Annotated in this window: 23 protein-coding genes and 1 tRNA gene; 18 read left to right on the top strand and 6 right to left on the bottom strand. The window is 66.4% G+C overall.

The window, feature by feature from the left end:
- The first annotated feature begins 24 nt into the window (after positions 1 to 24).
- The 6 genes from IFT54_RS09635 (at position 25) to IFT54_RS09610 (ending at position 9774) form a co-directional block, all read left to right on the top strand.
- Positions 25 to 2241: a ribonuclease R family protein gene (locus IFT54_RS09635; RefSeq protein ID WP_192070454.1), complete on the top strand. Its 2217-nt coding sequence runs from the start codon at positions 25 to 27 to the stop codon at positions 2239 to 2241.
- A gap of 71 nt (positions 2242 to 2312) precedes the next feature.
- Entirely contained in the window at positions 2313 to 4136 is a 1824-nt protein-coding gene (lepA, locus tag IFT54_RS09630) for a translation elongation factor 4 (protein WP_031395119.1), read from the top strand.
- Positions 4137 to 4245: 109 nt separating this feature from the next.
- The gene (locus IFT54_RS09625; protein ID WP_192070453.1) at positions 4246 to 7644 is read left to right on the top strand and encodes a polysaccharide deacetylase family protein; all 3399 of its coding nucleotides are present in this window, start codon (positions 4246 to 4248) and stop codon (positions 7642 to 7644) included.
- Positions 7645 to 7718: 74 nt separating this feature from the next.
- Positions 7719 to 8480, top strand: coding sequence for a molybdate ABC transporter substrate-binding protein (gene modA, locus IFT54_RS09620; protein ID WP_107934202.1), 762 nt, complete (start codon positions 7719 to 7721; stop codon positions 8478 to 8480).
- Positions 8481 to 9185, top strand: a complete 705-nt coding sequence (gene modB, locus IFT54_RS09615) for a molybdate ABC transporter permease subunit (protein WP_166747900.1) — start codon at positions 8481 to 8483, stop codon at positions 9183 to 9185.
- Complete coding sequence (locus IFT54_RS09610) at positions 9175 to 9774, top strand: ATP-binding cassette domain-containing protein (RefSeq protein WP_192070452.1); 600 nt, start codon at positions 9175 to 9177, stop codon at positions 9772 to 9774. Before modB ends, IFT54_RS09610 begins: the two co-directional genes overlap by 11 nt.
- A 65-nt stretch (positions 9775 to 9839) precedes the next feature.
- On the opposite strand, the gene rpsI is transcribed toward IFT54_RS09610, so the two are convergent.
- The 3 genes from rpsI to IFT54_RS09595 all read right to left on the bottom strand — a co-directional run bounded on the left by rpsI (position 9840) and on the right by IFT54_RS09595 (position 12036).
- On the bottom strand, positions 9840 to 10397 hold the full coding sequence (rpsI, locus tag IFT54_RS09605) for a 30S ribosomal protein S9 (protein ID WP_043157976.1): 558 nt from the start codon (positions 10395 to 10397) through the stop codon (positions 9840 to 9842).
- On the bottom strand, positions 10398 to 10877 hold the full coding sequence (rplM, locus tag IFT54_RS09600; protein ID WP_037530138.1) for a 50S ribosomal protein L13: 480 nt from the start codon (positions 10875 to 10877) through the stop codon (positions 10398 to 10400). It lies immediately after the preceding gene.
- Between the two features lie 115 nt (positions 10878 to 10992).
- Entirely contained in the window at positions 10993 to 12036 is a 1044-nt protein-coding gene (locus IFT54_RS09595; protein ID WP_192070451.1) for a COX15/CtaA family protein, read from the bottom strand.
- A 232-nt stretch (positions 12037 to 12268) separates the two neighbouring features.
- Here IFT54_RS09595 and IFT54_RS09590 point away from each other — a divergent pair, with 232 nt between their 5' ends.
- The 4 genes from IFT54_RS09590 (at position 12269) to IFT54_RS09575 (ending at position 15431) form a co-directional block, all read left to right on the top strand.
- Positions 12269 to 12667, top strand: coding sequence for a MerC domain-containing protein (locus IFT54_RS09590; protein WP_051916566.1), 399 nt, complete (start codon positions 12269 to 12271; stop codon positions 12665 to 12667).
- A 73-nt stretch (positions 12668 to 12740) separates the two neighbouring features.
- A complete protein-coding gene (locus tag IFT54_RS09585; protein ID WP_107933086.1) occupies positions 12741 to 13214 on the top strand; it encodes a Fur family transcriptional regulator in 474 nt (157 codons plus the stop codon).
- 127 nt (positions 13215 to 13341) lie between these two features.
- Positions 13342 to 15264 carry a 1-deoxy-D-xylulose-5-phosphate synthase gene (gene dxs, locus IFT54_RS09580; RefSeq protein ID WP_031395662.1) on the top strand — a complete coding sequence of 641 codons (1923 nt, stop codon included), beginning with the start codon at positions 13342 to 13344 and terminating at the stop codon, positions 15262 to 15264.
- Positions 15261 to 15431, top strand: a complete 171-nt coding sequence (locus IFT54_RS09575; RefSeq protein ID WP_192070449.1) for a hypothetical protein — start codon at positions 15261 to 15263, stop codon at positions 15429 to 15431. The genes dxs and IFT54_RS09575 overlap by 4 nt, the downstream gene beginning before the upstream one ends.
- 30 nt (positions 15432 to 15461) lie before the next feature.
- Here IFT54_RS09575 and IFT54_RS09570 read toward each other — a convergent pair whose 3' ends face one another.
- On the bottom strand, positions 15462 to 16133 hold the full coding sequence (locus tag IFT54_RS09570) for an alpha/beta hydrolase (protein WP_192070448.1): 672 nt from the start codon (positions 16131 to 16133) through the stop codon (positions 15462 to 15464).
- A 187-nt stretch (positions 16134 to 16320) separates the two neighbouring features.
- Between IFT54_RS09570 and IFT54_RS09565 the strand changes: the two genes are divergently transcribed.
- The 5 genes from IFT54_RS09565 to IFT54_RS09545 all read left to right on the top strand — a co-directional run bounded on the left by IFT54_RS09565 (position 16321) and on the right by IFT54_RS09545 (position 19504).
- A complete protein-coding gene (locus IFT54_RS09565) occupies positions 16321 to 17070 on the top strand; it encodes a TlyA family RNA methyltransferase (RefSeq protein WP_192070447.1) in 750 nt (249 codons plus the stop codon).
- Positions 17071 to 17241: 171 nt separating this feature from the next.
- Positions 17242 to 17760, top strand: a complete 519-nt coding sequence (locus tag IFT54_RS09560; RefSeq protein WP_031395658.1) for a TspO/MBR family protein — start codon at positions 17242 to 17244, stop codon at positions 17758 to 17760.
- 38 nt (positions 17761 to 17798) lie between these two features.
- Entirely contained in the window at positions 17799 to 18053 is a 255-nt protein-coding gene (locus IFT54_RS09555; RefSeq protein ID WP_031395657.1) for an accessory factor UbiK family protein, read from the top strand.
- Positions 18054 to 18150: 97 nt separating this feature from the next.
- The gene (locus IFT54_RS09550) at positions 18151 to 18657 is read left to right on the top strand and encodes a YbjN domain-containing protein (RefSeq protein WP_446740666.1); all 507 of its coding nucleotides are present in this window, start codon (positions 18151 to 18153) and stop codon (positions 18655 to 18657) included.
- A gap of 31 nt (positions 18658 to 18688) precedes the next feature.
- A complete protein-coding gene (locus IFT54_RS09545) occupies positions 18689 to 19504 on the top strand; it encodes a pyrroline-5-carboxylate reductase family protein (protein WP_192070446.1) in 816 nt (271 codons plus the stop codon).
- Here IFT54_RS09545 and IFT54_RS09540 read toward each other — a convergent pair whose 3' ends face one another.
- Positions 19505 to 19993 carry a MarR family transcriptional regulator gene (locus IFT54_RS09540; RefSeq protein ID WP_031395654.1) on the bottom strand — a complete coding sequence of 163 codons (489 nt, stop codon included), beginning with the start codon at positions 19991 to 19993 and terminating at the stop codon, positions 19505 to 19507. It lies immediately after the preceding gene.
- Between the two features lie 106 nt (positions 19994 to 20099).
- Here IFT54_RS09540 and IFT54_RS09535 point away from each other — a divergent pair, with 106 nt between their 5' ends.
- The 3 genes from IFT54_RS09535 (at position 20100) to IFT54_RS09525 (ending at position 21801) form a co-directional block, all read left to right on the top strand.
- Positions 20100 to 21179 carry a branched-chain amino acid aminotransferase gene (locus IFT54_RS09535; RefSeq protein WP_031395653.1) on the top strand — a complete coding sequence of 360 codons (1080 nt, stop codon included), beginning with the start codon at positions 20100 to 20102 and terminating at the stop codon, positions 21177 to 21179.
- Between the two features lie 52 nt (positions 21180 to 21231).
- Positions 21232 to 21306 (top strand) — tRNA-Gln (locus tag IFT54_RS09530).
- 66 nt (positions 21307 to 21372) lie between these two features.
- Positions 21373 to 21801, top strand: coding sequence for a DUF1810 domain-containing protein (locus IFT54_RS09525; protein ID WP_192070445.1), 429 nt, complete (start codon positions 21373 to 21375; stop codon positions 21799 to 21801).
- Positions 21802 to 21822: 21 nt separating this feature from the next.
- On the opposite strand, the gene IFT54_RS09520 is transcribed toward IFT54_RS09525, so the two are convergent.
- Positions 21823 to 22485 carry a Fe2+-dependent dioxygenase gene (locus IFT54_RS09520; RefSeq protein WP_183935667.1) on the bottom strand — a complete coding sequence of 221 codons (663 nt, stop codon included), beginning with the start codon at positions 22483 to 22485 and terminating at the stop codon, positions 21823 to 21825.
- Positions 22486 to 22497: the final 12 nt, after the last annotated feature.

Genomic DNA, 22497 nt, shown 5'->3' with positions numbered 1-22497 from the left:
CCCTACGCACCCTATCTGGTGGGGATGTACAAACCGAAAGCCGGTCTTCCGACCCGCCAGCAGATCCTGGACTTCATCGCGTCGTCGGACGTCCCAGCGGGTAAACGCGAGATCGCCAAGGGCTTCGGCCTGAGTGCGCAGGACAAGATCGGACTGAAGGCGTTGCTGAAGGACATGGCGGACGAGGGGCTGATCGACAGCGCCCCCGGCCGCGCGTTCCACAAGATGGGCGGCGTGCCCAAGGTCACCGTGCTGCGGATCGCCGACGTCGACGATGCCGGCAATGTCTGGGCGGTCCCCGAGCGCTGGGAGGCCGAGGGCGTGCCACCGCCGCGGCTGCGCGTGCGCGAACGCAAGCGCGGTGCGCTGGGGGTCGGCGAGCGGATCCTCGCGCGGACCGAGGAAGCCGGCAATGGCTGGACCGCGCATCCGATGAAAGTGCTTGCGCCCGCGTCCGAGCAGGTGCTCGGCGTACTGCGCGAGGAGGCGGGGCGGCTGTGGCTGACCGGCGTCGACAAGCGCGAGCGGCGTGAGTTCGCGGTTGCCGATGCCGGCGGCGCCGCACCGGGCGATCTGGTGCTGGCCGAATTGGCCGGCAAGCCGCCGCGGATCGCCGCGCGGGTCGTCAACAAGCTGGGCGACCCGTTTGCGGCGCGCAGTTTCTCGCTGATCGCGATCCACAAGCACGGCATCCCCGACGTCTTCGCGGTCGAGGCGATCGACGAGGCCAAGCGCGTCGCACAACTCCCGCTCGGCGACGACCGCGAGGACCTGCGCCACCTGCCGATCGTCGCGATCGACCCGGAAGATGCACGCGATCATGACGACGCGGTCTGGGCGGAGGCGGACGAGGATCCGGCCAATGCCGGCGGCTGGAAGGCGATCGTCGCGATCGCCGATGTCAGCTTCTACGTGCGGCCGAAGTCGGAGATCGACCGCGAGGCGCGGCGGCGCGGCAATTCGGTCTATTTTCCCGACCGCGTCGTGCCGATGCTGCCCGAAATCCTGTCGGCGGACGTCTGTTCGCTGAAGGAGGGCGAGGATCGCGCTGCGCTCGCCTGTCATCTGGTGATCGGCAAGGACGGGACGCTCAAGTCGTGGCGCTTCACCCGCGCAGTCGTGCGGATCGCGGCGAACTTGGCCTATGAGGAGGCGCAGGCCGCGATCGACGGGACGCTGGCGCTCGACATGACCGAGACGGTGCTGAAGCCGCTCTGGGGATGCTGGGCGTCGCTGGCAAAGGCCCGCGATGCGCGCGCGCCGCTCGACCTCGACCTCCCCGAGCGGCGGGTGGTGCTCGACGAGAAGGGGCGGATCATGTCGGTCGCACCGCGCGAACGGCTCGATGCGCACCGGCTGATCGAGGACTACATGATCGCGGCCAACGTCGCCGCGGCCAAGGCGTTGGAGGGCAAGAAGGCGCCGGTGATGTACCGCGACCACGAGCCGCCGAGCCGCGAGAAGCTGATGGCGCTGAAGGATTATCTCGAGACGTTCGGGGTGCCCTTCGCGCTGGGGCAGGTCATCCGGCCAGCCACGTTCAACCATGTGCTCGAGCGGATCGGCGACGCCGACTTCCGGCCGCAGGTGATGGAGCAGGTGCTGCGCACGCAGACCCAGGCCTATTACAGCCCCGCCAATCACGGGCATTTCGGGCTGGGGCTTGGCAGCTACGCCCACTTCACCTCGCCGATCCGCCGTTATGCCGATCTGATCGTGCATCGATCGCTGGTCGCGGCCTTTGGCCTGGGGGCAGGCGGATTGCCCGCTGAGGATGCGGCCGGGATGGAGGCGATCGGCGAGACGATCAGCCGGCTCGAACGCCGCGCGATGGAGGCCGAGCGCGACACGATCGACCGCTATGTCGCGTCCTTCCTGTCCGAACGCGTCGGTCAGATCATGGAGGTACGGATCACCGGCGTCACCAATTTCGGATTCTTCGCGACGGTCGAGGGAATCGGTGGCGACGGGCTGATGCCGGTCCGCGATCTTGGCGGCGAATATTTCCGCTTCGACGAGGCGGCGCGGACGCTGGTCGGCGAAGACAGCGGCGACGTCTATGCGCAGGGGCAGATGCTCGACCTGAAGCTCGCCGAGGCGAACCCGGTATCGGGCGCGTTGCGGTTCGAAATGCCCGAGGGGAAGGGGGCCGCGGGGCCGGCACGTGCGCGCAAGCCGGGCCGCGAGATCAAGCGGCGCGGGCGTCCGGCGAACATCCGGCATCAGGGGAAGCGACGCTGATTATGATCCCGATTGCCTAGGATGATGCGGAAGCTTTGGCATAAGCCCGGCGAGGTGCTAACGGCGCGCGCATGACGACCGAATTGTCCCGCATCCGCAACTTCTCCATCATCGCGCATATCGACCATGGCAAGTCGACGCTCGCCGATCGACTGATCCAGCAAACCGGCGGCCTCACCGCGCGCGAAATGTCCGAGCAGGTGCTCGACAACATGGACATCGAGAAGGAACGTGGGATCACGATCAAGGCGCAGACCGTGCGCCTGGCTTACCGCGCGAAGGACGGCGAGGATTACGTCCTCAACCTGATGGACACGCCGGGGCATGTCGACTTCGCCTATGAAGTGAGCCGCAGCCTCGCCGCGTGCGAGGGCGCGCTGCTGGTGGTTGACGCGGCGCAGGGCGTCGAGGCGCAGACCTTGGCTAACGTCTATCAGTCGATCGAACATGATCACGAGATCGTGCCGGTCATCAACAAGATCGATCTTCCCGCCGCCGAACCCGAGAAGGTCCGCAAGGAAATCGAGGACGTGATCGGCATCGACGCGTCCGGCGCGGTGCTCGCATCGGCCAAGTCGGGCATCGGCATCGAGGACATCCTCGAGGCGATCGTCACGAAGATCCCGCCGCCCAAGGGCGATCCGGAGGCACCGCTGAAGGCCATGCTCGTCGACAGCTGGTACGATCCGTATCTCGGCGTCGTCATCCTCGTCCGCGTGATCGACGGCGTTCTGAAGAAGGGCCAGCAGATCAAGTTCATGCAGACCGGGACGATGCATCTGGTCGACCGGGTCGGCTGTTTCCGCCCGAAGATCGAGCAGCTGACCGAGCTGGGCACGGGCGAGATGGGCTTCATCACCGCGCAGATCAAAGAGGTCGCGCAGACCCGCGTCGGCGACACGATCACCGATGCGAAGCGGCCTGCGCTTGAGGCGCTGGCGGGCTTCAAGGAAGTCCAGCCGGTGGTGTTCTGCGGCATGTTCCCGGTCGATGCGGCCGAGTTCGAGAAGCTGCGCGAGTCGATCTCCAAGCTGCGCCTCAACGATGCGAGCTTCTCGTTCGAGATGGAGACGTCGGCGGCGCTGGGCTTCGGCTTCCGTTGCGGGTTCCTGGGCCTGCTCCATCTGGAGATCATCCAGGAGCGCCTGACGCGCGAATATGACCTCGACCTCATCACCACCGCGCCGTCGGTGGTCTACGAGATCGAGCTGACGCACCCCGATCCCGCGGGCACGACGCATATCGAGTTGCACAACCCCGCCGACATGCCCGAGCCGAACAAGATCGCGACGATCAGCGAGCCGTGGATCGAGGCAACGATCTACGTCCCCGACGAATATCTCGGCAGCGTGCTCAAGCTGTGCCAGGATCGCCGCGGCATCCAGAAGAACCTGACCTATGTCGGCGGCCGCGCGCAGGCGACCTACGAACTTCCGCTGAACGAGGTCGTGTTCGACTTTTACGACCGGCTGAAGTCGATGTCGAAGGGCTATGCGAGCTTCGACTATCACCAGATCGGCTATCGTGAGGGCGACCTCGTCAAGATGGGCATCCTGGTCAACGAGGAGCCGGTCGACGCGCTGAGCATGATCGTCCACCGCGGCACCGCCGAGGTACGCGGTCGCGGGATGGTCGAGCGGCTGAAGGATCTGATCCCGCGTCACCTGTTCAAGATCCCGATCCAGGCGGCGATCGGCGGCAAGGTGATCGCGCGCGAGACGATCAGCGCGATGCGCAAGGACGTGACCGCCAAATGCTATGGCGGCGACGCGAGCCGCAAGAAGAAGCTTCTGGAAAAGCAGAAGAAGGGCAAGCTGAAGATGCGCGAATATGGGTCGGTCAGCATCCCGCAGGAGGCATTCATCGCCGCGCTGCGGATGGGCGACGACTCCTGATCGGATGTTCTCTTTCAGGCTGACGTGACGGATTTGTCATCGTCCCGATTGGTCGCGGGCATGAATGGTAGTGCATGGCGCGCGATCCTGGGGTCGGATAGCGTTGGTCATGGCACTGCATCCTGTTTTCTACGACGCAAGCGGGCGGCGTCGTCGTCGTTTCGCATTGGGTGTCATCGCCTTCGTAGCGCTCGTTTTATTGTCGGTGGCGGTGTTCGCCGTGTCGATCGGCGCGGTCCCGGCGGCACCGTTGCTGCCGTTCGAGCCCGAGCATCCCGGGCTTCACCGCTTGCCCGCACCGCATAGCGGCGTGATCGGACGGGCGCAGCGCAGCATCGATTATTACGGCAAGGCGCTGTTCGGTGGCCCCACCGCGGGTGCCGGCAAGGCGGGTGCGAAGGGGGGCGTCGGACAGGCACCGCGCGCGACCAACCCGCGGCTGGCCATCGCCTTCCACGTGCCCTGGGATGAATCGAGCGTGGCGAGCCTTGCCCGGCATGTCGAACAACTCGACTGGGTCATTCCCGGCTGGGTGTCGGTGACCGGGGCCGACCACCGGATCACCGTGTTCCGCGATGTCGCGGGCCGCGCGGTGCTCAATCGCGCGATCCACCGCCCGGTGATCCTGCCCATGGTTCAGAACGCCAAGGACGGCGACTGGGACGGCGCGGGCAGCGCCGCGCTGTTTGCGGATGCGACTGCCCGGCGCGCCTTTCTCGATCGGCTGGTCCCGTTCCTCGCGGCGAACCATGCAGGCGGCGCCTTCTTCGATTTCGAGAGCCTGCCCGCGGGTGCGCAGGCGAACTACCGCCTATTCCTTGCCGAGGCGAAGGCGCGGTTCGCGCCGCGCGGCTGGGTCGTCGCGATCGCCGCGCCGGTTGGGAATGCGGACTGGAACATGCGTGCCTATGCGCGCGTGACCGACAAGATCTTCCTGATGGCCTATGACGAGCATGAGACGAGCGGACCGGCCGGGCCGATCGCATCGCAGCGCTGGTTCGCGCGGTCGGTCGCGAATGCCGCGCGCGGCGTCGCCCCCTCGAAGCTGGTCGTCGCGTTCGGCTCCTACGCCTATGATTGGCATGACCGTGGCGGCGATGCGCTGGGCGTCGAGGAGGCGTGGCAGGCGGCGTCTGACTCGGGCACCGTCCCGACGTTCGATAAGGGCAGCGGCACCAGCAGCTTCGCCTATGCCGATGGCGGGACCCGGCATCAGGTCTGGCTGCTCGATGCGGCCAGCGCGTACAACGAACTGGCTTTTCTTCAAAAAGCGGGGGTGCAAAGCTTCGCGCTGTGGCGGCTTGGGTCGGAGGATCCGGCCCTCTGGTCGATCTTCGGGCGCAACCATCGCCGATTGCCCGACCTGCGTGCGATCAACACGACCCCGGCCGGGACGAATGTCGATATCGAGGGCAATGGCGAGATCCTGAAGATCGGGTCGACGCCGGTGTCCGGGCTGCGCGATACGGTCGCGGCAGCCGATGGGACGATCGCGGACGTCCGCTTCACGCGCATGCCCTCGCCCTACGTCGTCCAGCGTACGGGCTACAGCCCGCGGGCGCTTGCGCTCACTTTCGACGATGGGCCCGACGCCGAATGGACGCCGCAGATCCTCGACATCCTCCAGCGCAAGCACGTGCCGGCGACGTTCTTCGTGGTGGGCGAGAATGCGCTGACGCAGCGGAGCTTGCTCGAACGCATGGTGGCCGAAGGGCATGAGGTCGGCAGCCACACCTATACACATCCCAATCTGGCTACCGTATCGGGGCGGCAGGTCGGGTTCGAGCTCAACACGACGCAGCGGCTGTTCCAGGCGTTCACCGGGCGATCGCTCCGCCTGTTCCGCGCACCCTATTTCGGCGATGCCGAGCCGAGTACCGCGGACGAGATCAAGCCCGCACTAGAAGCGCAGCAGCGCGGCTATGTATCGGTCGGCCTGCACGTCGATCCCGACGACTGGAAGCGTCCGGGCACCGCTGCAATCATCGACCGCACGATCGCACAGGTCGTGGAAGGATCGCCCGAACGCAGCGCCAATATCATCCTGCTGCACGATGCGGGGGGCAACCGCGCGCAGACCGTCGCGGCGCTGCCGGTGATCATCGACCGGCTGCAGGCGATGGGATATCATTTCGTGCCGGTCTCGGCGCTGGCCGGGCTGACGCGCGATGCGGCGATGCCGGTGATATCGTCGAGCGACCGGGTCGCGGCGGTCGCGGATCTTGCGCTGTTCAGCACGCTGGGTGGACTGGTAATCGGCCTGCGCTGGATCTTCGGGATCGCGATCACGATCGGCATCCTTCGTGCGCTCGCGCTGTCGGCACTGGCGCTGATCCAGGCACGCCGCGAATTGCGGACGGTGTTCCCGGCGATCGATCCGGCCCGATTCGTGACGGTGATGATCCCGGCGTTCAACGAGGAACGCGTCATCGTCCGCGCGGTCGAGGGCGTGCTGGCCTCGACCGACGTCGTGGTCGAGGTGATCGTGATCGACGACGGGTCGAGCGATGGCACGAGCCAGGCCGTCGCCACCGCCTTTGCCGGCGATGCGCGGGTGCGGCTCATGACCCTGGCGAATGGCGGCAAGGCGCGGGCGCTGAACCGCGGGCTGGCCGCGGCTCGCGGTGACATCGTGATTGCACTCGACGCCGATACGCAGTTCGAGCCGTTGACGATCGCACGGCTGGCGCGGTGGTTCGACGACCCGGCGCTGGGGGCGGTCGCGGGCAATGCGAAGGTCGGCAACCGGGTCAATCTGATCACGCGCTGGCAGGCGCTCGAATATATCACGGCGCAGAATCTCGAGCGTCGCGCGCTCGCGCGGCTGAACGCGATGACGGTCGTGCCGGGCGCGGTCGGCGCGTGGCGACTGGCGGCGATCCGCGAAGTCGGCGGCTATCCCGACGATACGCTGGCCGAGGATCAGGATCTGACGATCGCGATCCAGCGCGCGGGGTGGACGGTCCAGTATGACCAGTTCGCGATCGCCTGGACCGAAGCGCCCGAGACGCTGCGCGCGCTGGCAAAACAGCGCTTCCGCTGGGCGTTCGGGACGCTCCAGTGCCTGTGGAAGCACCGGTCGGCGATCGGCCGCAGCCAGCCGCGCGGACTTGGCTGGGTCGGGCTGCCCCAGGCGATCGTGTTCCAGATCCTGCTGGCGGCGATCTCGCCGATCATCGACCTCGCGCTGCTCGTCAGTGTCGCGACGACCTATGTCGCGGTCTCGGCGCATGGCTGGGCACAGAGCAGCCATGACCTGCAGACCATGCTGACCTATTGGCTGGTCTTCACCGCGATCGACCTGCTCGCGGCGACGATCGCGTTCGCACTCGAGCGACGCGAGCGGTGGAGGCTGCTCTGGCTGCTGATTCCGCAGCGGATCGGCTATCGCCAGGTCATGTACTATGTCGTGCTCAAGGCGCTCGCCCAGGCCCTGCGCGGACCGATGGTCGGGTGGGGAAAGCTGGCCCGGACGGGGCGCGTGACGGCGCCCTCCGGGGCGGAATGAACCCCATGTCCGTTGTGGCGTTCAGCGGGCGGCATATTATAGCGCCGTGATCGTTGGCGGCCTGAGGGGACATGATGAAGTATCCGGTATTGCTCGCCATGCTGGCCGTCGGCGGCGTCGCGACGGGCGCCGACGCTGCTCAGCGCGCGGCACCGCTCGTGCTGGCGGCGGCGAGCCTGCAGGAATCGATGACCGCGGCCGCCGATGCGTGGGCGGCGAAGGGGCATGTGCGCCCGACGATTTCGTTTGCGGCTTCGTCGGCGCTGGCACGGCAGGTCGAGGCCGGCGCGACAGCAGACCTGTTCGTGTCCGCGGACGAGGACTGGATGAACGAGCTGGCGAAGCGCCGCCTGATCGTGCCTGCGTCGCGCGTGACGTTCCTGGGTAACCGGCTGGTCGTCGCGGCGGCGGCGGGGACGACGGTGCGGATCCCGTCACGCCCGCCTGCAGCGCTCGCGCGGGTCCTGACCGCGGGGCCACTCGCGATGGCGGATACGCCCGTCCCCGCGGGGCGGTACGGCCAGGAGGCGCTGGAGGCGCTCGGCGTGTGGAAACAGGTCGCGCCGCGCGTCGTGCGCGCCGAAAACGTCCGCGCGACGCTGGCGCTCGTTGAGCGCGGCGCGGCACCCCTGGGGATCGTCTATGCGACCGACGCCAAGGCATCGACGCGTGTCAGGATCGCAGGCGTGTTTCCCGCATCGACGCATCCGGCGATCACCTATCCGATCGCCCGATTGACGACGTCGCGCAATCCGGAGGCCGAGGCGTTCCGCCGGTTCCTGACGTCGCGTCAGGGCAAGGCGATCTTCGTGCGTTACGGCTTTTCGGCGCGCTGAGTGACGGATGGGTTCGTCCTGACACCGGCGGAGTGGGGGATCGTCGGTCTGTCGCTGAAGGTCGGCGCCGTCGCCATGCTGATCACACTGCCGATCGCGTTCGGATTTGCCTGGCTTCTGGCCCGCGTACGGTTTCCCGGGCGGATCCTCGTCGATGCGGTGATCCATCTGCCGCTTGTCGTGCCGCCGGTCGTGACGGGGTGGCTGCTGCTGCTCGCCTTTGCGCCGAACGGGCCGGTCGGGGCGTGGCTGCAGTCGTGGTTCGGGGTCAGTGTGCTGTTTCGCTGGACCGGGGCGGCGATCGCGGCGGGGGTCATGGCACTGCCGCTGATGGTGCGCGCGATGCGGCTGTCGATCGAGGCGGTCGATGCACGGCTCGAAAGTGCGGCGCGGACGCTGGGCGCGGGGCCTTGGCGGGTGTTCTGGACGGTCACGCTGCCGCTGAGCGTACCGGGCGTGCTCGCGGGCGCGGTGCTGGGCTTTGCGCGATCGATCGGCGAATTCGGGGCAACGATCACCTTCGTCTCCAACGTGCCCGGCGAGACGCAGACGCTGCCGCTGGCGATCTATTCGGCGCTTCAGCAGCCGGGCGCGGAGATGCTGGTGTGGCGGCTGTCGGCGATTTCCGTCGGGCTGTCACTGATCGCGCTGGTCGCGTCCGAACTCCTGACGCGGCGCGCAGGCAGGGGGCTTCATGTCCTTTGAGATCGACGTCCGCAAGCGACTGGGCGATGCCGAGGTCGCGCTGGCGCTGGCGGCGGGCGATGGCGCGACGGTGCTGTTCGGACCGTCCGGCGTCGGCAAGACCAGCATCCTGAAGATGGTCGCCGGGCTGCTTACGCCGGACCAAGGCCGGATCGTCGTCGATGGCGTTACGCTGTTCGGGGAGGGCATCAACCTGCCACCGGAACATCGCCGTGCGGGCTATGTGTTTCAGGAAGCCCGGCTTTTTCCGCATCTGAAGGTGCGCGCGAACCTGCTTTACGGCGCCGGCCGCGACACGTCGGGGTTCGAGGAGCGGATCGGCTTCCTGGGCATCGGGCATCTGCTCGACCGCTGGCCGCGGTCGCTATCGGGGGGCGAAGCGCAGCGCGTGGCGATCGGACGGGCATTGCTCAGCAACCCGCGCTTCCTGCTGCTCGACGAGCCGCTGGCGTCGCTCGACCGACCGCGCCGCGAGGAGATCGTCCGTGCGATCGAGCATCTGCGCGACGCGATGCGCCTGCCGATCCTGATGGTGACCCACGACCCCGACGAGGCCGCACGGATCGGCACCCGCGTCGTACGGATGTAGCGCAGGCATGAAAAAAGGCGGCCCGGGAAAACCCGGACCGCCTCGTTCGTAGCTCGGTAAAGCGTTTAGCGCTTCGAGAACTGGAAGCTACGACGGGCCTTCGCCTTGCCGTACTTCTTGCGCTCGACGACGCGGCTGTCGCGCGTCAGGAAGCCTGCAGCCTTGACCGATGCACGCAGCACCGGCTCGAAGCGGGTCAGCGCCTGGCTGATGCCATGCTTGACCGCGCCGGCCTGACCCGAAAGGCCACCGCCCTTGACGGTGCAGACGACGTCATACTGACCTTCGCGCTCGGTGATACCGAACACCTGGTTGATGACGAGACGCAGCGTCGGACGTGCGAAATACACTTCCTGGTCACGACCGTTGATAGTGATCTTGCCGGTGCCGGGCTTGACCCAGACGCGTGCGACGGCGTCCTTGCGACGGCCGGTCGCATAGGCGCGACCCTGCTTGTCGAGGATCTGCTCGCGGAGCGGCATCGGCTCGCGGACCGGCTCGTTCGAGACGGGCGCTGCGATGTCGCCTTCGCTGGTCGGCAGCGACTGTGCGGCCGGAGCAGCCGGTGCGGGCTGGTTGGTCAGGCTCGCGAGATCGGCGAGCGACTGGCGGTTGTCGGTCATTTACGCACCCACCTTGTTCTTGCGATTCATGCTGGCGATGTCGAGAACCTCGGGGTTCTGTGCCTCATGCGGATGCTCGGTACCCTTGAAGATACGCAGGTTGCGCATCTGCTCACGGCCAAGCGGGCCGCGCGGGATCATGCGCTCAACGGCCTTTTCGAGAACGCGCTCCGGGAAGCGGCCGTCGAGAACCTTGGCGGCAGTGATGCCCTTGATGCCGCCGGCATAACCGGTGTGCTTGTAATAGACCTTCTTCGCGGCCTTGTTGCCGGTGAAGCGGATCTTGTCGGCGTTGATCACGACGACGTTGTCACCGCAATCGACATGCGGGGTGAACGACGTCTTGTGCTTGCCGCGCAGGACGTTGGCGATGATCGACGCTGCGCGACCGACCACCAGATCCTCGGCATCGACGATATGCCATTTCTTCTCCACCTCGTGCGGCTTGGCCGACTTGGTGGTCTTCATGAGCGCCTTCATGGGGCTGAGACCTTTGCTGAAACGATATGCGCCGCCACGACGGACGGCGCTAACGAGGCGGCAATGGCGAAAAGGGGTGTTTAAGTCAAGCTTTCCGCCGGTTTCATGGCGGGTATTATGATACCTTGGACGGATTGCCGAGGCGATGCGCGGCAAATACCGTGGCGATCAGCAACAGCGCCGCGTTGGCCTGATGTGCGACGGCGACGTGGATGGCGACGCCGGTCATGAGCGTTGCGATCCCCAGAAAGACCTGCAGCGTGACGAGCCCGACCACCCAGAAGCCGGCGCGCGAACCATGCTGCGTCGCGCGGACCGCGAGCCAGACGAGCCCGGCAGCGGTGGCGAAGGCGAGCCACCGGTGAATGAACTGGACGACGATCGGGTTGTCGACAGCGTTGATCCAGCCGGGTGACAGCATCGGGACGCCGCCCGGGAATAGGCTGTCACCCATCAGCGGCCAGCTTGCAAAGGCATAACCAGCGTCGAGCCCTGCGGTGAACGCGCCATAGACCAGCTGAACGAACAGCAGCGCAAACGCAGTGATCGCGATCGGCATGAGGCGGGCTGGCGCCGCAAGCTTCGAGCGGTGGAGTGCGATCAGGTCCAGCGCCGTCCAGACGATGCCGGCGAGCGTGACGAGCGCGGTCATCAGATGGACCGCCAGACGAATGTGGCTGACGTCGGTGCGAACGGACAGCCCGGACTTCACCATCCACCAGCCGACAGCGCCCTGAAGCGCACCGAGCGCCAGCAGCGCGCCGAGTCGCCAGCCATAGCCGACCGGGATCGCCCGGCGCAGCGCGAACCACAGGAGCGGGATCGCGAACGCCGCGCCGATCGTCCGTGCCAGCGCGCGGTGGAGATATTCCCAGAAGAAGATCGCCTTGAACCCGTCGAGCGTCATGCCGCTGTTGAGCTGGCTGTATTCGGGAATCTGTTTGTAGTTCGCGAATTCCGCCTGCCACTGCGCAAGCGTCAGTGGCGGGATGATGCCGGTGATCGGCTTCCATTCGGTAATCGAGAGGCCCGAATTGGTCAGGCGCGTTATGCCGCCCACGATAACGATCCCGACGATCATCGCCGCGACGATAAGAAGCCAGATCGCGACCGCCCGCGGGCGCGCTGTGGACAGGAAGGCGGCACTGGGCTGGAGCATCGCACGGCTCTACGCCCGTCTGACTGGGGCGTCGAGTATCAGGGGTTATCGGCTGCCGGGTTTCTGGCGGGCCGGGAGACGCGCGCGGTGCGTTGGGAAAGAGCGGGTGCCGCGGGATCAGGCAAGGCGCCTAGAGAGCTTTCATTTGCCAAAAAAAAACCGAGCGGCTGGTGGGCGTTCGATCGAATGTGATGTTGTATCCTTTCCTTTGATGGACTATCTGAGCCGAACGATGTCGACGACCGCCCACCACCATACCCATGCGCATCCGTCCTGGATCGCAGGCCTGGATCGCTATGCGATCGGGCTGTCGGGTCTGTGCATGGTGCACTGTCTGGCAACGTCGGTGCTGGTTGCGCTGATGTCGACTGCGGGTGGGGTGCTGCTCGATCCCATCTTCCACGAAGTCGGACTGACGATCGCGATCCTATTCGGTGCGGTCGCACTGGGGCGCGGGATCCTTCATCATGGCTATGCGATGCCGGCCGCGATGGGTGCGTTCGGGCTCGGGATCATGGCGGGGGCAATGACCCTCCCGCATGATTCGGGGAGCGGTGAGACGCTCTGGACGATCATAGGTGTCGCGTTGCTCGCGTTCGGGCACGATCTGAACCGCCGCGCCGACAGCTGAGCCGGGCCGCAGGATCGTCCCGGCGCGGTCGCTGCTTGTCGCGGCTCCTGCGGCACCCTAGATTCACGGTATAATGGCAACGCATTCGCATTCGCATCATGAGCCGCAAGGCGCCGACCTCAACGTTGCCGCCCAGGCAACGCTGGAAAAATCGGGCGAGCAGTGGACGACGATGCGCGCCAGCGTGTTTTCCGCGCTGGCTGGCTTCGACAAGCCGGCTTCGGCCTATGACATCGCGGAAGCCGTGTCGAAGGCGGAAGGGCGGCGCGTCGCTGCGAACAGCGTCTACCGGATTCTCGACTTGTTCGTGGGCGCCAATCTCGCGCGACGGGTCGAAAGCGCAAATGCGTATGTCGCCAACGCCCATCCCGATTGCCTTCACGACTGCATCTTCCTGGTGTGTGATTCGTGCGGGCAGACGACGCATATCGACAATGACGTGATCACCCGCGGTGTCCGCAACGCGGCAGTTTCGGCCGGTTTCGTCCCTGTCCGCCCGGTCATCGAAGTCCGCGGCCGGTGTGCGGCATGCGAGGCGCAGCGCTGATCGAAGAGGGCTGCCAGAGCGCTGACGCCTAGGCCAATCAGGCGTCGCTGCGTAGAAATATCCGCGGATGGCGGGGTTTCGTTCGGTAACAATCGACACCAAACCTGTGCTGCGATAAGCCGGTGGGATGGCAGATACTCCTGTAACCCCGTTGCTCGACACGGTTTCGACCCCCGATGACCTGCGCAAGCTGAAACCCGACCAGCTTCGCCAGCTTGCCGATGAACTGCGGACCGAGACGATCTCGGCCGTCGGCACGACGGGTGGCCACCTCGGATCGGGGCTCGGCGTGGTCGAGCTGACGACCGCGATCCATTATGTGTTCGATACGCCGCGCGACCGTCTCGTCTGGGACGTCGGGCATCAATGCTATCCGCACAAGATCCTGACCGGCCGTCGCGACCGGATCCGGACGTTGCGCCAGGGTGGCGGCCTCAGCGGCTTCACCAAGCGGAGCGAGAGCGAATACGACCCGTTCGGCGCTGCGCATTCCTCGACGTCGATCTCGGCCGCGCTCGGCTTCGCGGTCGCCAACAAGATCGCGGGCACGCCGGGCAAGGGCATCGCCGTGATCGGCGACGGCGCGATGTCGGCGGGCATGGCCTATGAGGCGATGAACAATGCCGAGCAGGCGGGCAATCGCCTCGTCGTGATCCTGAACGACAACGACATGTCGATCGCGCCGCCGGTCGGCGGTTTGTCGGCCTATCTCAGCCGGATCGTGTCGAGCCGCGAGTTCCTGGGCATTCGCGAGCTTGCCAAGAAGCTTGCGCGCCGCTTGCCGCGGCCGTTCCACAACGCCGCGCGGAAGACCGACGAGTTCGCCCGCGGCATGACGATGGGCGGTACGCTGTTCGAGGAGCTCGGCTTTTATTACGTCGGGCCGATCGACGGGCATAATCTCGAGCATCTGATCCCCGTGCTCGAGAATGTGCGCGACGCGGAGGAGGGCCCGATCCTCGTCCATGTCGTGACCAAGAAGGGCAAGGGCTATGCGCCCGCCGAGGCCGCGGCCGACAAATATCACGGCGTGCAGAAGTTCGACGTGATCTCGGGCGTGCAGACCAAGGCCCCGCCGGGACCGCCGCAATATCAGAACGTGTTCGGTGCGCAGCTCGTCGCCGAGGCCGCCAAGGACGACCGGATCTGTGCGATCACCGCGGCGATGCCGTCGGGCACCGGCCTCGATGCCTTTGCCAAGGCCTATCCGGATCGCTTCTTCGATGTCGGCATTGCCGAACAGCACGGCGTTACGTTCGCGGCCGGACTCGCCGCACAGGGAATGCGGCCGTTCTGCGCGATCTACTCGACGTTCCTGCAGCGCGCCTATGACCAGGTCGTCCACGACGTCGCGATCCAGAACCTGCCGGTGCGCTTTGCGATCGATCGTGCCGGGCTGGTCGGAGCGGATGGCGCGACGCACGCCGGATCGTTTGACGTGACCTATCTCGCGACGCTGCCGAATTTCGTCGTGATGGCGGCGGCGGACGAAGCCGAGCTGGTCCATATGACGCACACCGCGGCGCAGTATGACACCGGCCCGATCGCCGTGCGCTACCCGCGCGGCAACGGCACGGGCGTCGCCCTGCCCACAACGCCCCAACTGCTCGAGATCGGCAAGGGCCGGATCGTTCGTGAGGGCAAGGCCGTGGCGATCCTGTCGCTCGGCACGCGGCTTGAGGAAGCGTTGAAGGCGGCCGATGTGCTCGAGGCCAAGGGGCTGTCAACCACCGTCGCCGACCTGCGATTCGCCAAGCCGCTCGACGTCGAGATGATTCGCAAGCTGCTGACCACGCACGAGGTTGCGGTCACGATCGAGGAGGGCGCGGTCGGCGGTTTCGGGGCGCATGTGCTGACGCTGGCCAGCGACGAGGGGCTGATCGATGGCGGGCTGAAGCTGCGCACGCTGCGTCTGCCGGATCTCTTCCAGGATCAGGACAAGCCCGACGCGCAATATGCCGAGGCCGGGCTCGATGCGGCGGCGCTGGTGGAAACCGTGCTGAAGGCGCTGCGCCATAATTCGGGCGGGGTTGCCGAAGCGCGCGCATGAGCGGGCCGACCAAAGCCATCGTGATCATCGCGTTGGCGGTGATCGTGATGGTGTCGCTGAACATCGCCATGTGGCGGCGGATGCGTGCCGGGCTGGCCGCGGCGCGTGCCGCGGACGAGCAGGATCAGCAGTCGCAGATGCCGGCAGACGACACATTGCGCGGCTGATCCGGATCGACTGCCGGACGCGCGCCCTGCCTATCTGCCCAGATAGTGGGACTGGGCCGCGTCGGTTACGCTGACGGCGAGGATCGATCGCGCCTGGCTCGGCGGCAGCGCCTGGCCATGACCGTCGCCACTCGCGGCGATCACTCGCTCGAGCAGATCCTGTCCCTCGCGCCACCAGCCGATACCGCTCGCGGCATTGAGATGCCCCTGCGGGCCCGCATCGACGAAATGACTGCCCCAGTCGGCGGCCATGCTGTGCGCGCGGTCGGGCGTGACCCAGGGATCGTCGCTGCTCGCGACGACGATCGAGGGGAAGGGCAGGGGGCCGCGCGGGGTCGGTGAAAAGCCCTTGAGCTCGGCCTGGGCCCCACCGCGATCGACATCGGCGGGCGCGACGAGCAACGCACCGGCGACGGGCCAGCCATAGGGTTGCGGGCTGAGCTCGGCCCACCACGCCACCGCGAGGCAGCCGAGGCTGTGCGCGGCAAGGATGACGGGGGCCTGTGCGCGCCGGATCGCCTCGTCGAGTCGCGTGACCCAGGCGTTACGATGCGGCGTGTTCCACATCCCCAGCTCGACCCGGACGGTATCCGGCCGGGCATCTTCCCACAGGGTCTGCCAGTGTGACGGGCCGGATCCGCCGAGCCCGGGGACCGTCAGGATGGTCGGTTGAACGCTATCATATGGTGCAAAAGAACCCACGACGCCTCTCCTTCTCCAGACCCCCGGAGCCCGGGGGTAGGATCGTGATCGATCGACGCTCTAGGGGACGTCGGCCGATCACGATCCCTGTCCGCAAGATAATCCTACCAGTTCAGTGGGCAATAGACATTGCGGCAAAAGGAAGGCAGCTTGCGATGATCGGACGCCGGGGCGATAGGCTGGGCGTATGGCAAAGCAACGCGCGGACCAGATGCTGGTCGACAGGGGACTGGTCGAGTCGCGGACGCGCGCCCAGGCGCTGATCATGGCGGGGCTGGTCTTCGCCGGCACGCGCAAGGTCGACAAGCCGGGGCAGACGCTGGCGGACGACGTCGTTCTCGACGTGCGGGGTCGCGATCACCCCTGGGTGTCGCGCGGCGGGATCAAGCTCGCGCACGGGCTCACACATTTCGGCTGGACGGTCACGGATGCGGTGGCGATCGACGTGGGGTCGTCGACCGGCGGGTTTACCGACGTGCTGCTCAGCAACGGGGTCGCCCGCGTCTATGCCGTCGACAGCGGGACCAACCAGCTTGCGTGGAAACTCCGCCAGGACCCGCGCGTGATCGTCCATGAACAGACCAGCGCGCGCATCCTGACCGACGCGCATATCCCCGAACCGGTCGACCTGATCGTCTGCGATGCGAGCTTTATCGGGCTGGCCAAGGTGCTCGAGCGCCCGATTCAGTTCGCACGTCCCGGCGCGCGACTCCTCGCGCTCGTCAAGCCGCAGTTCGAGGCGGGCCGCGAAGAGGTCGGAAAGGGCGGCGTGATCCGCGATCCGGCCGTCCATGCGCGCGTCTGCGGCGAGGTCGCGGCCTGGTTCGAGGCACAGGGCTGGCAGGTCGAGGGCGTCGTCGAGAGCCCGATCACCGGTCCCGAGGGCAATATCGAGTTCCTGATCGCCGCGCATGCGGTCGCCGCGCCACGCGGCTGAGGATCCGGATGCTGCCCGCGCTGGACCCGGATCGGCCATCGCAGAATGACACACTTCCCGATCGGTCCATGCATGTTGCGGTTTACGGCAGGGCGTTCCCGCGGCAGGACTAAGCCGATCAGTCTTGAAAGGACGTATGTGGGAGGCATCGCTTCGAAGGGCCAGCTGAGGATGTCGTTCCTGCGCTGGGCGATCGTGACCGTTCCGTTGATCGTCCTGCTGGGCTTTCTGGCCGGGCGCGCGGTCCCGGTGGGGAGCGAAAGTGCCTGGTACACCAGCTTGGTGAAGCCGGCGCTCACTCCGCCAGGCTGGGTGTTTCCGGTCGCCTGGTCGACGCTCTACGTGCTGCTCGGTCTGGCTCTCGCAATGATCCTCAACGCGCGCGGCGCGCGGGGGCGAGGGCGCGCGATCGCCTTGTTTGCCGCGCAGTTCGTGTTGAATCTTGCCTGGACGCCATTGTTCTTCGGCGCGCACCGAATCGGGGCGTCGGTGCTCGTCATCGTCGCGATGCTGCTGCTCTCGATCGCGGCGACATTCCTGTTCGCGCGCATCCGGCGCGGGGCGGCGTGGCTGATGGTTCCCTATATGGTGTGGATCAGCTTTGCGGGAATGCTCACATACGGTATAGGCCGGCTCAACCCCGATGCCGAAACCCTTGTGCCGACGACGCGCACCTCCCAGATGTTGTGAAGAGGCGCGCGGCGCGAGTTACTAGCAGGATGATGACAATGCAGTCCGAAAACCGGATGTTCGACGATTTCGTGAAGGTCCTCAACGGCGCCGCAGGAACCTTTGCCGGTGTCGGCCGCGAAGCGCAGTCTGGAGTTCGCGAGCGTGCCCGTGAATGGCTCGGCGGCCTCGATTTCGTGAGCCGCGAAGAGTTCGACGCGGTCAAGTCGATGGCGGCTGCGGCGCGTGACGAAAATGACGCGCTGAAGGCCCGGCTCGACGCTCTCGAAGCAAAAATGCAGGTCGGCGTCTGACTTTTCCACAGATTTCTGGGCATTCGGATCGAACGGGGTTGTCGGAGCATTTTTGCCCCGGCACCCTTTGTCGCGTGACAGGGAGTGCCAGGACGTAATGATGCTCGACCACGCCGACCATGACCAAGACGATGCTGCGCCCATCGACATGCTCGAAGCCTATTATGCTGCGCATGGATGGGAACATGAACGTCACGATGACGAGATCGTCGCGACCGTAAAGGGCAGCTGGACGACGTACGAACTGCGCGCCCTGTGGCGCGAGGACGACAGCGTGCTGCAGTTCCTGGCGTTTCCGGACATCAAGGTGCCCGACGAACGGCGTCAGGCGGTCTACGAGACGATCGGGCTCGCCAACGAGCAGCTCTGGATCGGCCATTTCGAGCTGTGGTCGACGAGTGGGATCTTGCTGTTCCGCCACGCGGCGATGGTCGATGGCGGCGAGGATGGCACGATGTCGCTGTCGGCCGCCGAACTGCTCGTCGACTCGGCGATCGAGGAGTGCGAGCGCTTTTATCCGGTGTTCCAGTTCGTCCTGTGGGGCGGGAAGACGCCGGCGGATGCGCTTGCCTCGGCATTGATCGAAACCCAGGGCGAGGCGTGATCGCGCGCGTTTCCCCGGGCGCGGCGTGCCGATGACCGGGCGGATCCTGATGATCGGCTGTGGCAATATGGGCGGGGCGATGCTGGCCCGCTGGCTTGCCGACGGCCTTTCCCCTGACAGCGTGACCGTCGTCAGTCCCAGTTTGCGCGTGATGCCACCCGGTGTGCACGTCGTCGCCGCTTTGCCCGACCCCGACGACTTTTCCGCTGAAACCGTCATGCTCGCGCTGAAGCCGCAGCAGCTCGGCGCGCTGAAGACGCCCGTGTTCGCGCGCTATGCGCCAAAGCTGTTGATTTCGATCCTCGCGGGGGTCGAGATCGCCGCACTCGACCGTCTGTCCCAGGCGCAGGCGGTGGTTCGGGCGATGCCCAACCTGCCGGTTGCGATCGGGCAAGGCGTGGTTGCGCTGCACGGCGCGACGGATGACGGCGCGGCGCGTGCGACCGCGGAGGCGTGGATGACGCCGCTCGGCCTCGTCGAGTGGATCGCCGCAGAGGCGCAGTTCGATGCCGTTACCGCGCTGGCGGGATGCGGGCCGGGATTCGTGTTTCGTTTTGCCGACGCGCTGGCCAAGGCGGGGCAGGCGCTCGGCCTGCCGGCGGATCAGGCGGCTCGGCTCGCGCTTGCGACGCTCGAGGGCTCCGCACGGATGGCCGGCACCGCGGACGTTTCGCCGGCGGTGCTGGCGGACAGGGTCGCGAGCCCGGGTGGATCGACCCGCGAAGGCTTGAACGTGCTCGACGACGGCGATGCACTGGTCACCCTGCTGTCTCGCACCCTGGCGGCGTCGGCACGGCGCAATGCGGAGATGGCGGCAAACGCCCGCGACGACCGCGCGCCGCGCTAGTCAGCCGCGCAGCTTTATGACCTGCTCGCGTTCCTCTTCGGGGATCAGGCCTTCGAGCACCGCCCAATAGCCCGCAACCGCGCCGTGGCCGGCGTGATTATAGGCTGCGGACATCTTCTGTCGCGCGGCTTCGAACAGGTCGCTTTCCATCTTGCTGCCGACCGGCGTCAAGCGCAGCAGCCGTTGACGCCGGTCACGATCGCCGGGACGAACCTCGATAAAGCCGCGATCGCTGAGTTCGTTCAGCACGCGACCGAGCGACTGTTTGGTGATCGCCAGCAGCGACAGCAGCTCGCTGACCGTCATGTCCGGTTTGCGGGCGATGAAATACAGGGCGCGGTGGTGCGCGCGCCCCAGCCCCTGCTCCGCGAGCCCCGCATCGATCGACCGGACCAGATGGCTCTGACCGAAGTACAGGAGTTCCATGCCGCGACGCAGTTCGGGCTCGCGAAGAAACAGGGGTGAAGCGGGTGATGCTGAGGCAGCCATGTTGACCGGTTTAGTCTTCGGTCCTAGTCGACGGCAAGCCGTGGAAAGAGAGAAAAATTCAATGCATCCTCCGTTGTCGCAGGCCTCATCGTCCCCAGACGCGAGCATGACATTTTCGTTCGAACCGTGTGGCGATCCGGTCGCTGCGAACGAGCGTGCGCAGCGCCTGATCGATCCCGGCTTCGGCCGGGTCTTCACCGACCATATGGCGATGATCCGCTTCAGTGACGCGAAGGGCTGGCACGATGCCAGGATCACGACGCGCGCGCCGATCATGATGGATCCCGCGTCCTCGGTTCTGCACTATGCGCAGGAAATCTTCGAGGGGATGAAGGCCTATCGACTCGCCGATGGCGGCACCGCGCTCTTCCGGCCCGAAGCCAATGCGCGGCGTTTCCAGGATTCGGCGCGCCGGATGGCGATGCCCGAGCTACCCGAGTCGCTGTTCCTCGAATCGGTCGAGCGGCTGGTCAGGACGGATCAGGACTGGATTCCCGACAGCGACGGTGGCGCGCTGTATCTCCGGCCGTTCATGTTCGCGAGCGAGGTGTTCCTGGGGGTCAAGCCGAGCGCCGAATATCTCTACATGGTGCTCGCCTCGTCGGTCGGTGCCTATTTCAAGGGCGGTGCCTCCGCGGTCTCGATCTGGGTCAGCCAGCATTACACGCGCGCGGCACAGGGCGGCACGGGTGCGGCGAAGTGCGGCGGCAATTATGCCGCCAGCCTGCTCGCGCAGAAGGAAGCGATCAGCCAGGGCTGTGACCAAGTCGTCTTCCTCGATGCGGTCGAGCGTCGCTGGGTCGAGGAACTCGGCGGCATGAACGTCTTCTTCGTGTTTGCGGACGGCAGCCTGTCGACCCCCGCGCTCACGGGCACGATCCTGCCCGGCATCACCCGCGATTCGATCCTGACGCTCGCGCGGGCGCAGGGGATCACCGTGCGCGAGGAACCCTATGCGATCGACCAGTGGCGCGCCGACGCGGCGAGCGGCAAGCTTGTCGAGGCGTTCGCCTGCGGCACTGCCGCGGTCGTGACCCCGATCGGGACCGTCGCGTCGCCCGAGGGCCGCTTCACGATCGGCGGCGGCGAGCCGGGCGCGATGACGCTGCGGATCCGCGATTCGCTCGTCGCGATCCAGCGCGGTCTGGCGCCGGATGCCAATGGGTGGGTCCATCGACTCGATTAAGACGCGATAGGGCTTTTCTCGTCGGGGCGCGCCGCTATAAGGCCGCCTCTGCTGGGGCGTCGCCAAGTGGTAAGGCAGCGGCTTTTGATGCCGCCATGCGCAGGTTCGAACCCTGCCGCCCCAGCCAGTCCTTCCTGCGTCTATCGGATCTGCCATATGTGGGGAGCCGAGGATTGAGTGAAAGCAGGCAGTGATGACCCATCCTTATGATCTCGAACGGTTCGTTACTGCGCAGGCGGCAGTCTACGAGTCTGCGCTTGCCGAGATACGCGGGGGCGCCAAGCGTGGTCACTGGATGTGGTTCATCTTTCCGCAGATTGCCGGGCTCGGACGAAGCCCGATGGCGCAGCATTATGCGATCGTGTCACTCGAGGAAGCGCGGGCCTATCTTGCGCATCCGGTGCTCGGGGCGCGTCTGCGGCAGTGCGTGGAAGCGCTCGACGCGCTGACGGGGACGAGTGCCCGGGCCGTTTTCGGTGAGGTCGATGCGATGAAGCTGCGATCGTCGCTGACGCTGTTCCGCGAGGCGGGGGCGGATCCGCTGTTCGGTGCCGCGCTCGATCGCTGGTTTGCCGGGACGAGCGACACGGCCACGCTTGCTCTCATCGACAGACCAAGCTGACGACGATCCGCGTCGCGCCGTTCAGTCCTCGGCCCAGCGCCGGAGCAGGTTGGATTGTGTCTTGGCAAGCAGGTCGAGTTCGGGCGTCTTCCCCAGCCGCTCGAACAGCGCGTGGCGGGCGGTTTCTAGATCGAACAGCAATTCCCGCGCATCCGCGTCCCGAACGAGGCTCCGGACCCAGGTCACCGCGGCAAGCCGCTCGCCCGACACGACCGGCGCCACGCGGTGCAGCGAGGTCGTCGGATAGCAGACCGCCGAGCCCGCGGGCAGCTTGACGTCCTGTTCGCCGGCGGCGGACTCGATCACCAGTTCGCCGCCGTCATAATCCTCAGGCTCGCTGAGGAAGACCGTCACCGACACATCGGTCCGCATCCCGCCCATGATCGCATCGTCGACATGGCTGCCATAGGCCATGCCCGCATCATAGCGGCTGAAGAGCGGCGGGCGGACGACATGCGGCCGCGTCGCCATGCGGAACAGGGCATTGTCGAGCAACCGGTCGACGACGAGGTCCTGCATCTCGGCGAGCAACGGGTCGCCGCGGTCGACCTGCTCGTTGCGTTTGACCGTTCGTGCCTCGCGCCCCGCCGTCCGTCGGCCGTCGACATAGCGGGTCTTGCGCATATTATCTCGCAGCCACTGGAGATTGTCCGCATCCAGGACGTTGGCAATCATGATCATCATGGGAAATCTCGC

The organism is Sphingomonas sp. CFBP 13714 (genome assembly GCF_014842205.1).
GTDB lineage: Bacteria > Pseudomonadota > Alphaproteobacteria > Sphingomonadales > Sphingomonadaceae > Sphingomonas > Sphingomonas aerolata.
Note: the sequence above shows the minus strand (reverse complement) of the source record. Positions and strands in the feature narration are given on the sequence as shown.

Bases quoted from the DNA above. Each gene is read 5' to 3' on its own strand.
- IFT54_RS09635 (WP_192070454.1), top strand. From the start codon at position 25: ATGTACAAACCGAAAGCCGGTCTTCCGACCCGCCAGCAGATCCTGGAC.
- lepA (WP_031395119.1), top strand. From the start codon at position 2,313: ATGACGACCGAATTGTCCCGCATCCGCAACTTCTCCATCATCGCGCAT.
- IFT54_RS09625 (WP_192070453.1), top strand. From the start codon at position 4,246: ATGGCACTGCATCCTGTTTTCTACGACGCAAGCGGGCGGCGTCGTCGT.
- modA (WP_107934202.1), top strand. From the start codon at position 7,719: ATGAAGTATCCGGTATTGCTCGCCATGCTGGCCGTCGGCGGCGTCGCG.
- IFT54_RS09610 (WP_192070452.1), top strand. From the start codon at position 9,175: ATGTCCTTTGAGATCGACGTCCGCAAGCGACTGGGCGATGCCGAGGTC.
- rpsI (WP_043157976.1), bottom strand. From the start codon at position 10,397: ATGACCGACAACCGCCAGTCGCTCGCCGATCTCGCGAGCCTGACCAAC.
- rplM (WP_037530138.1), bottom strand. From the start codon at position 10,877: ATGAAGGCGCTCATGAAGACCACCAAGTCGGCCAAGCCGCACGAGGTG.
- IFT54_RS09595 (WP_192070451.1), bottom strand. From the start codon at position 12,036: ATGCTCCAGCCCAGTGCCGCCTTCCTGTCCACAGCGCGCCCGCGGGCG.
- IFT54_RS09590 (WP_051916566.1), top strand. From the start codon at position 12,269: ATGTCGACGACCGCCCACCACCATACCCATGCGCATCCGTCCTGGATC.
- IFT54_RS09585 (WP_107933086.1), top strand. From the start codon at position 12,741: ATGGCAACGCATTCGCATTCGCATCATGAGCCGCAAGGCGCCGACCTC.
- dxs (WP_031395662.1), top strand. From the start codon at position 13,342: ATGGCAGATACTCCTGTAACCCCGTTGCTCGACACGGTTTCGACCCCC.
- IFT54_RS09575 (WP_192070449.1), top strand. From the start codon at position 15,261: ATGAGCGGGCCGACCAAAGCCATCGTGATCATCGCGTTGGCGGTGATC.
- IFT54_RS09565 (WP_192070447.1), top strand. From the start codon at position 16,321: ATGGCAAAGCAACGCGCGGACCAGATGCTGGTCGACAGGGGACTGGTC.
- IFT54_RS09560 (WP_031395658.1), top strand. From the start codon at position 17,242: ATGTCGTTCCTGCGCTGGGCGATCGTGACCGTTCCGTTGATCGTCCTG.
- IFT54_RS09555 (WP_031395657.1), top strand. From the start codon at position 17,799: ATGCAGTCCGAAAACCGGATGTTCGACGATTTCGTGAAGGTCCTCAAC.
- IFT54_RS09550 (WP_446740666.1), top strand. From the start codon at position 18,151: ATGATGCTCGACCACGCCGACCATGACCAAGACGATGCTGCGCCCATC.
- IFT54_RS09545 (WP_192070446.1), top strand. From the start codon at position 18,689: ATGACCGGGCGGATCCTGATGATCGGCTGTGGCAATATGGGCGGGGCG.
- IFT54_RS09540 (WP_031395654.1), bottom strand. From the start codon at position 19,993: ATGGCTGCCTCAGCATCACCCGCTTCACCCCTGTTTCTTCGCGAGCCC.
- IFT54_RS09535 (WP_031395653.1), top strand. From the start codon at position 20,100: ATGACATTTTCGTTCGAACCGTGTGGCGATCCGGTCGCTGCGAACGAG.
- IFT54_RS09525 (WP_192070445.1), top strand. From the start codon at position 21,373: ATGACCCATCCTTATGATCTCGAACGGTTCGTTACTGCGCAGGCGGCA.
- IFT54_RS09520 (WP_183935667.1), bottom strand. From the start codon at position 22,485: ATGATGATCATGATTGCCAACGTCCTGGATGCGGACAATCTCCAGTGG.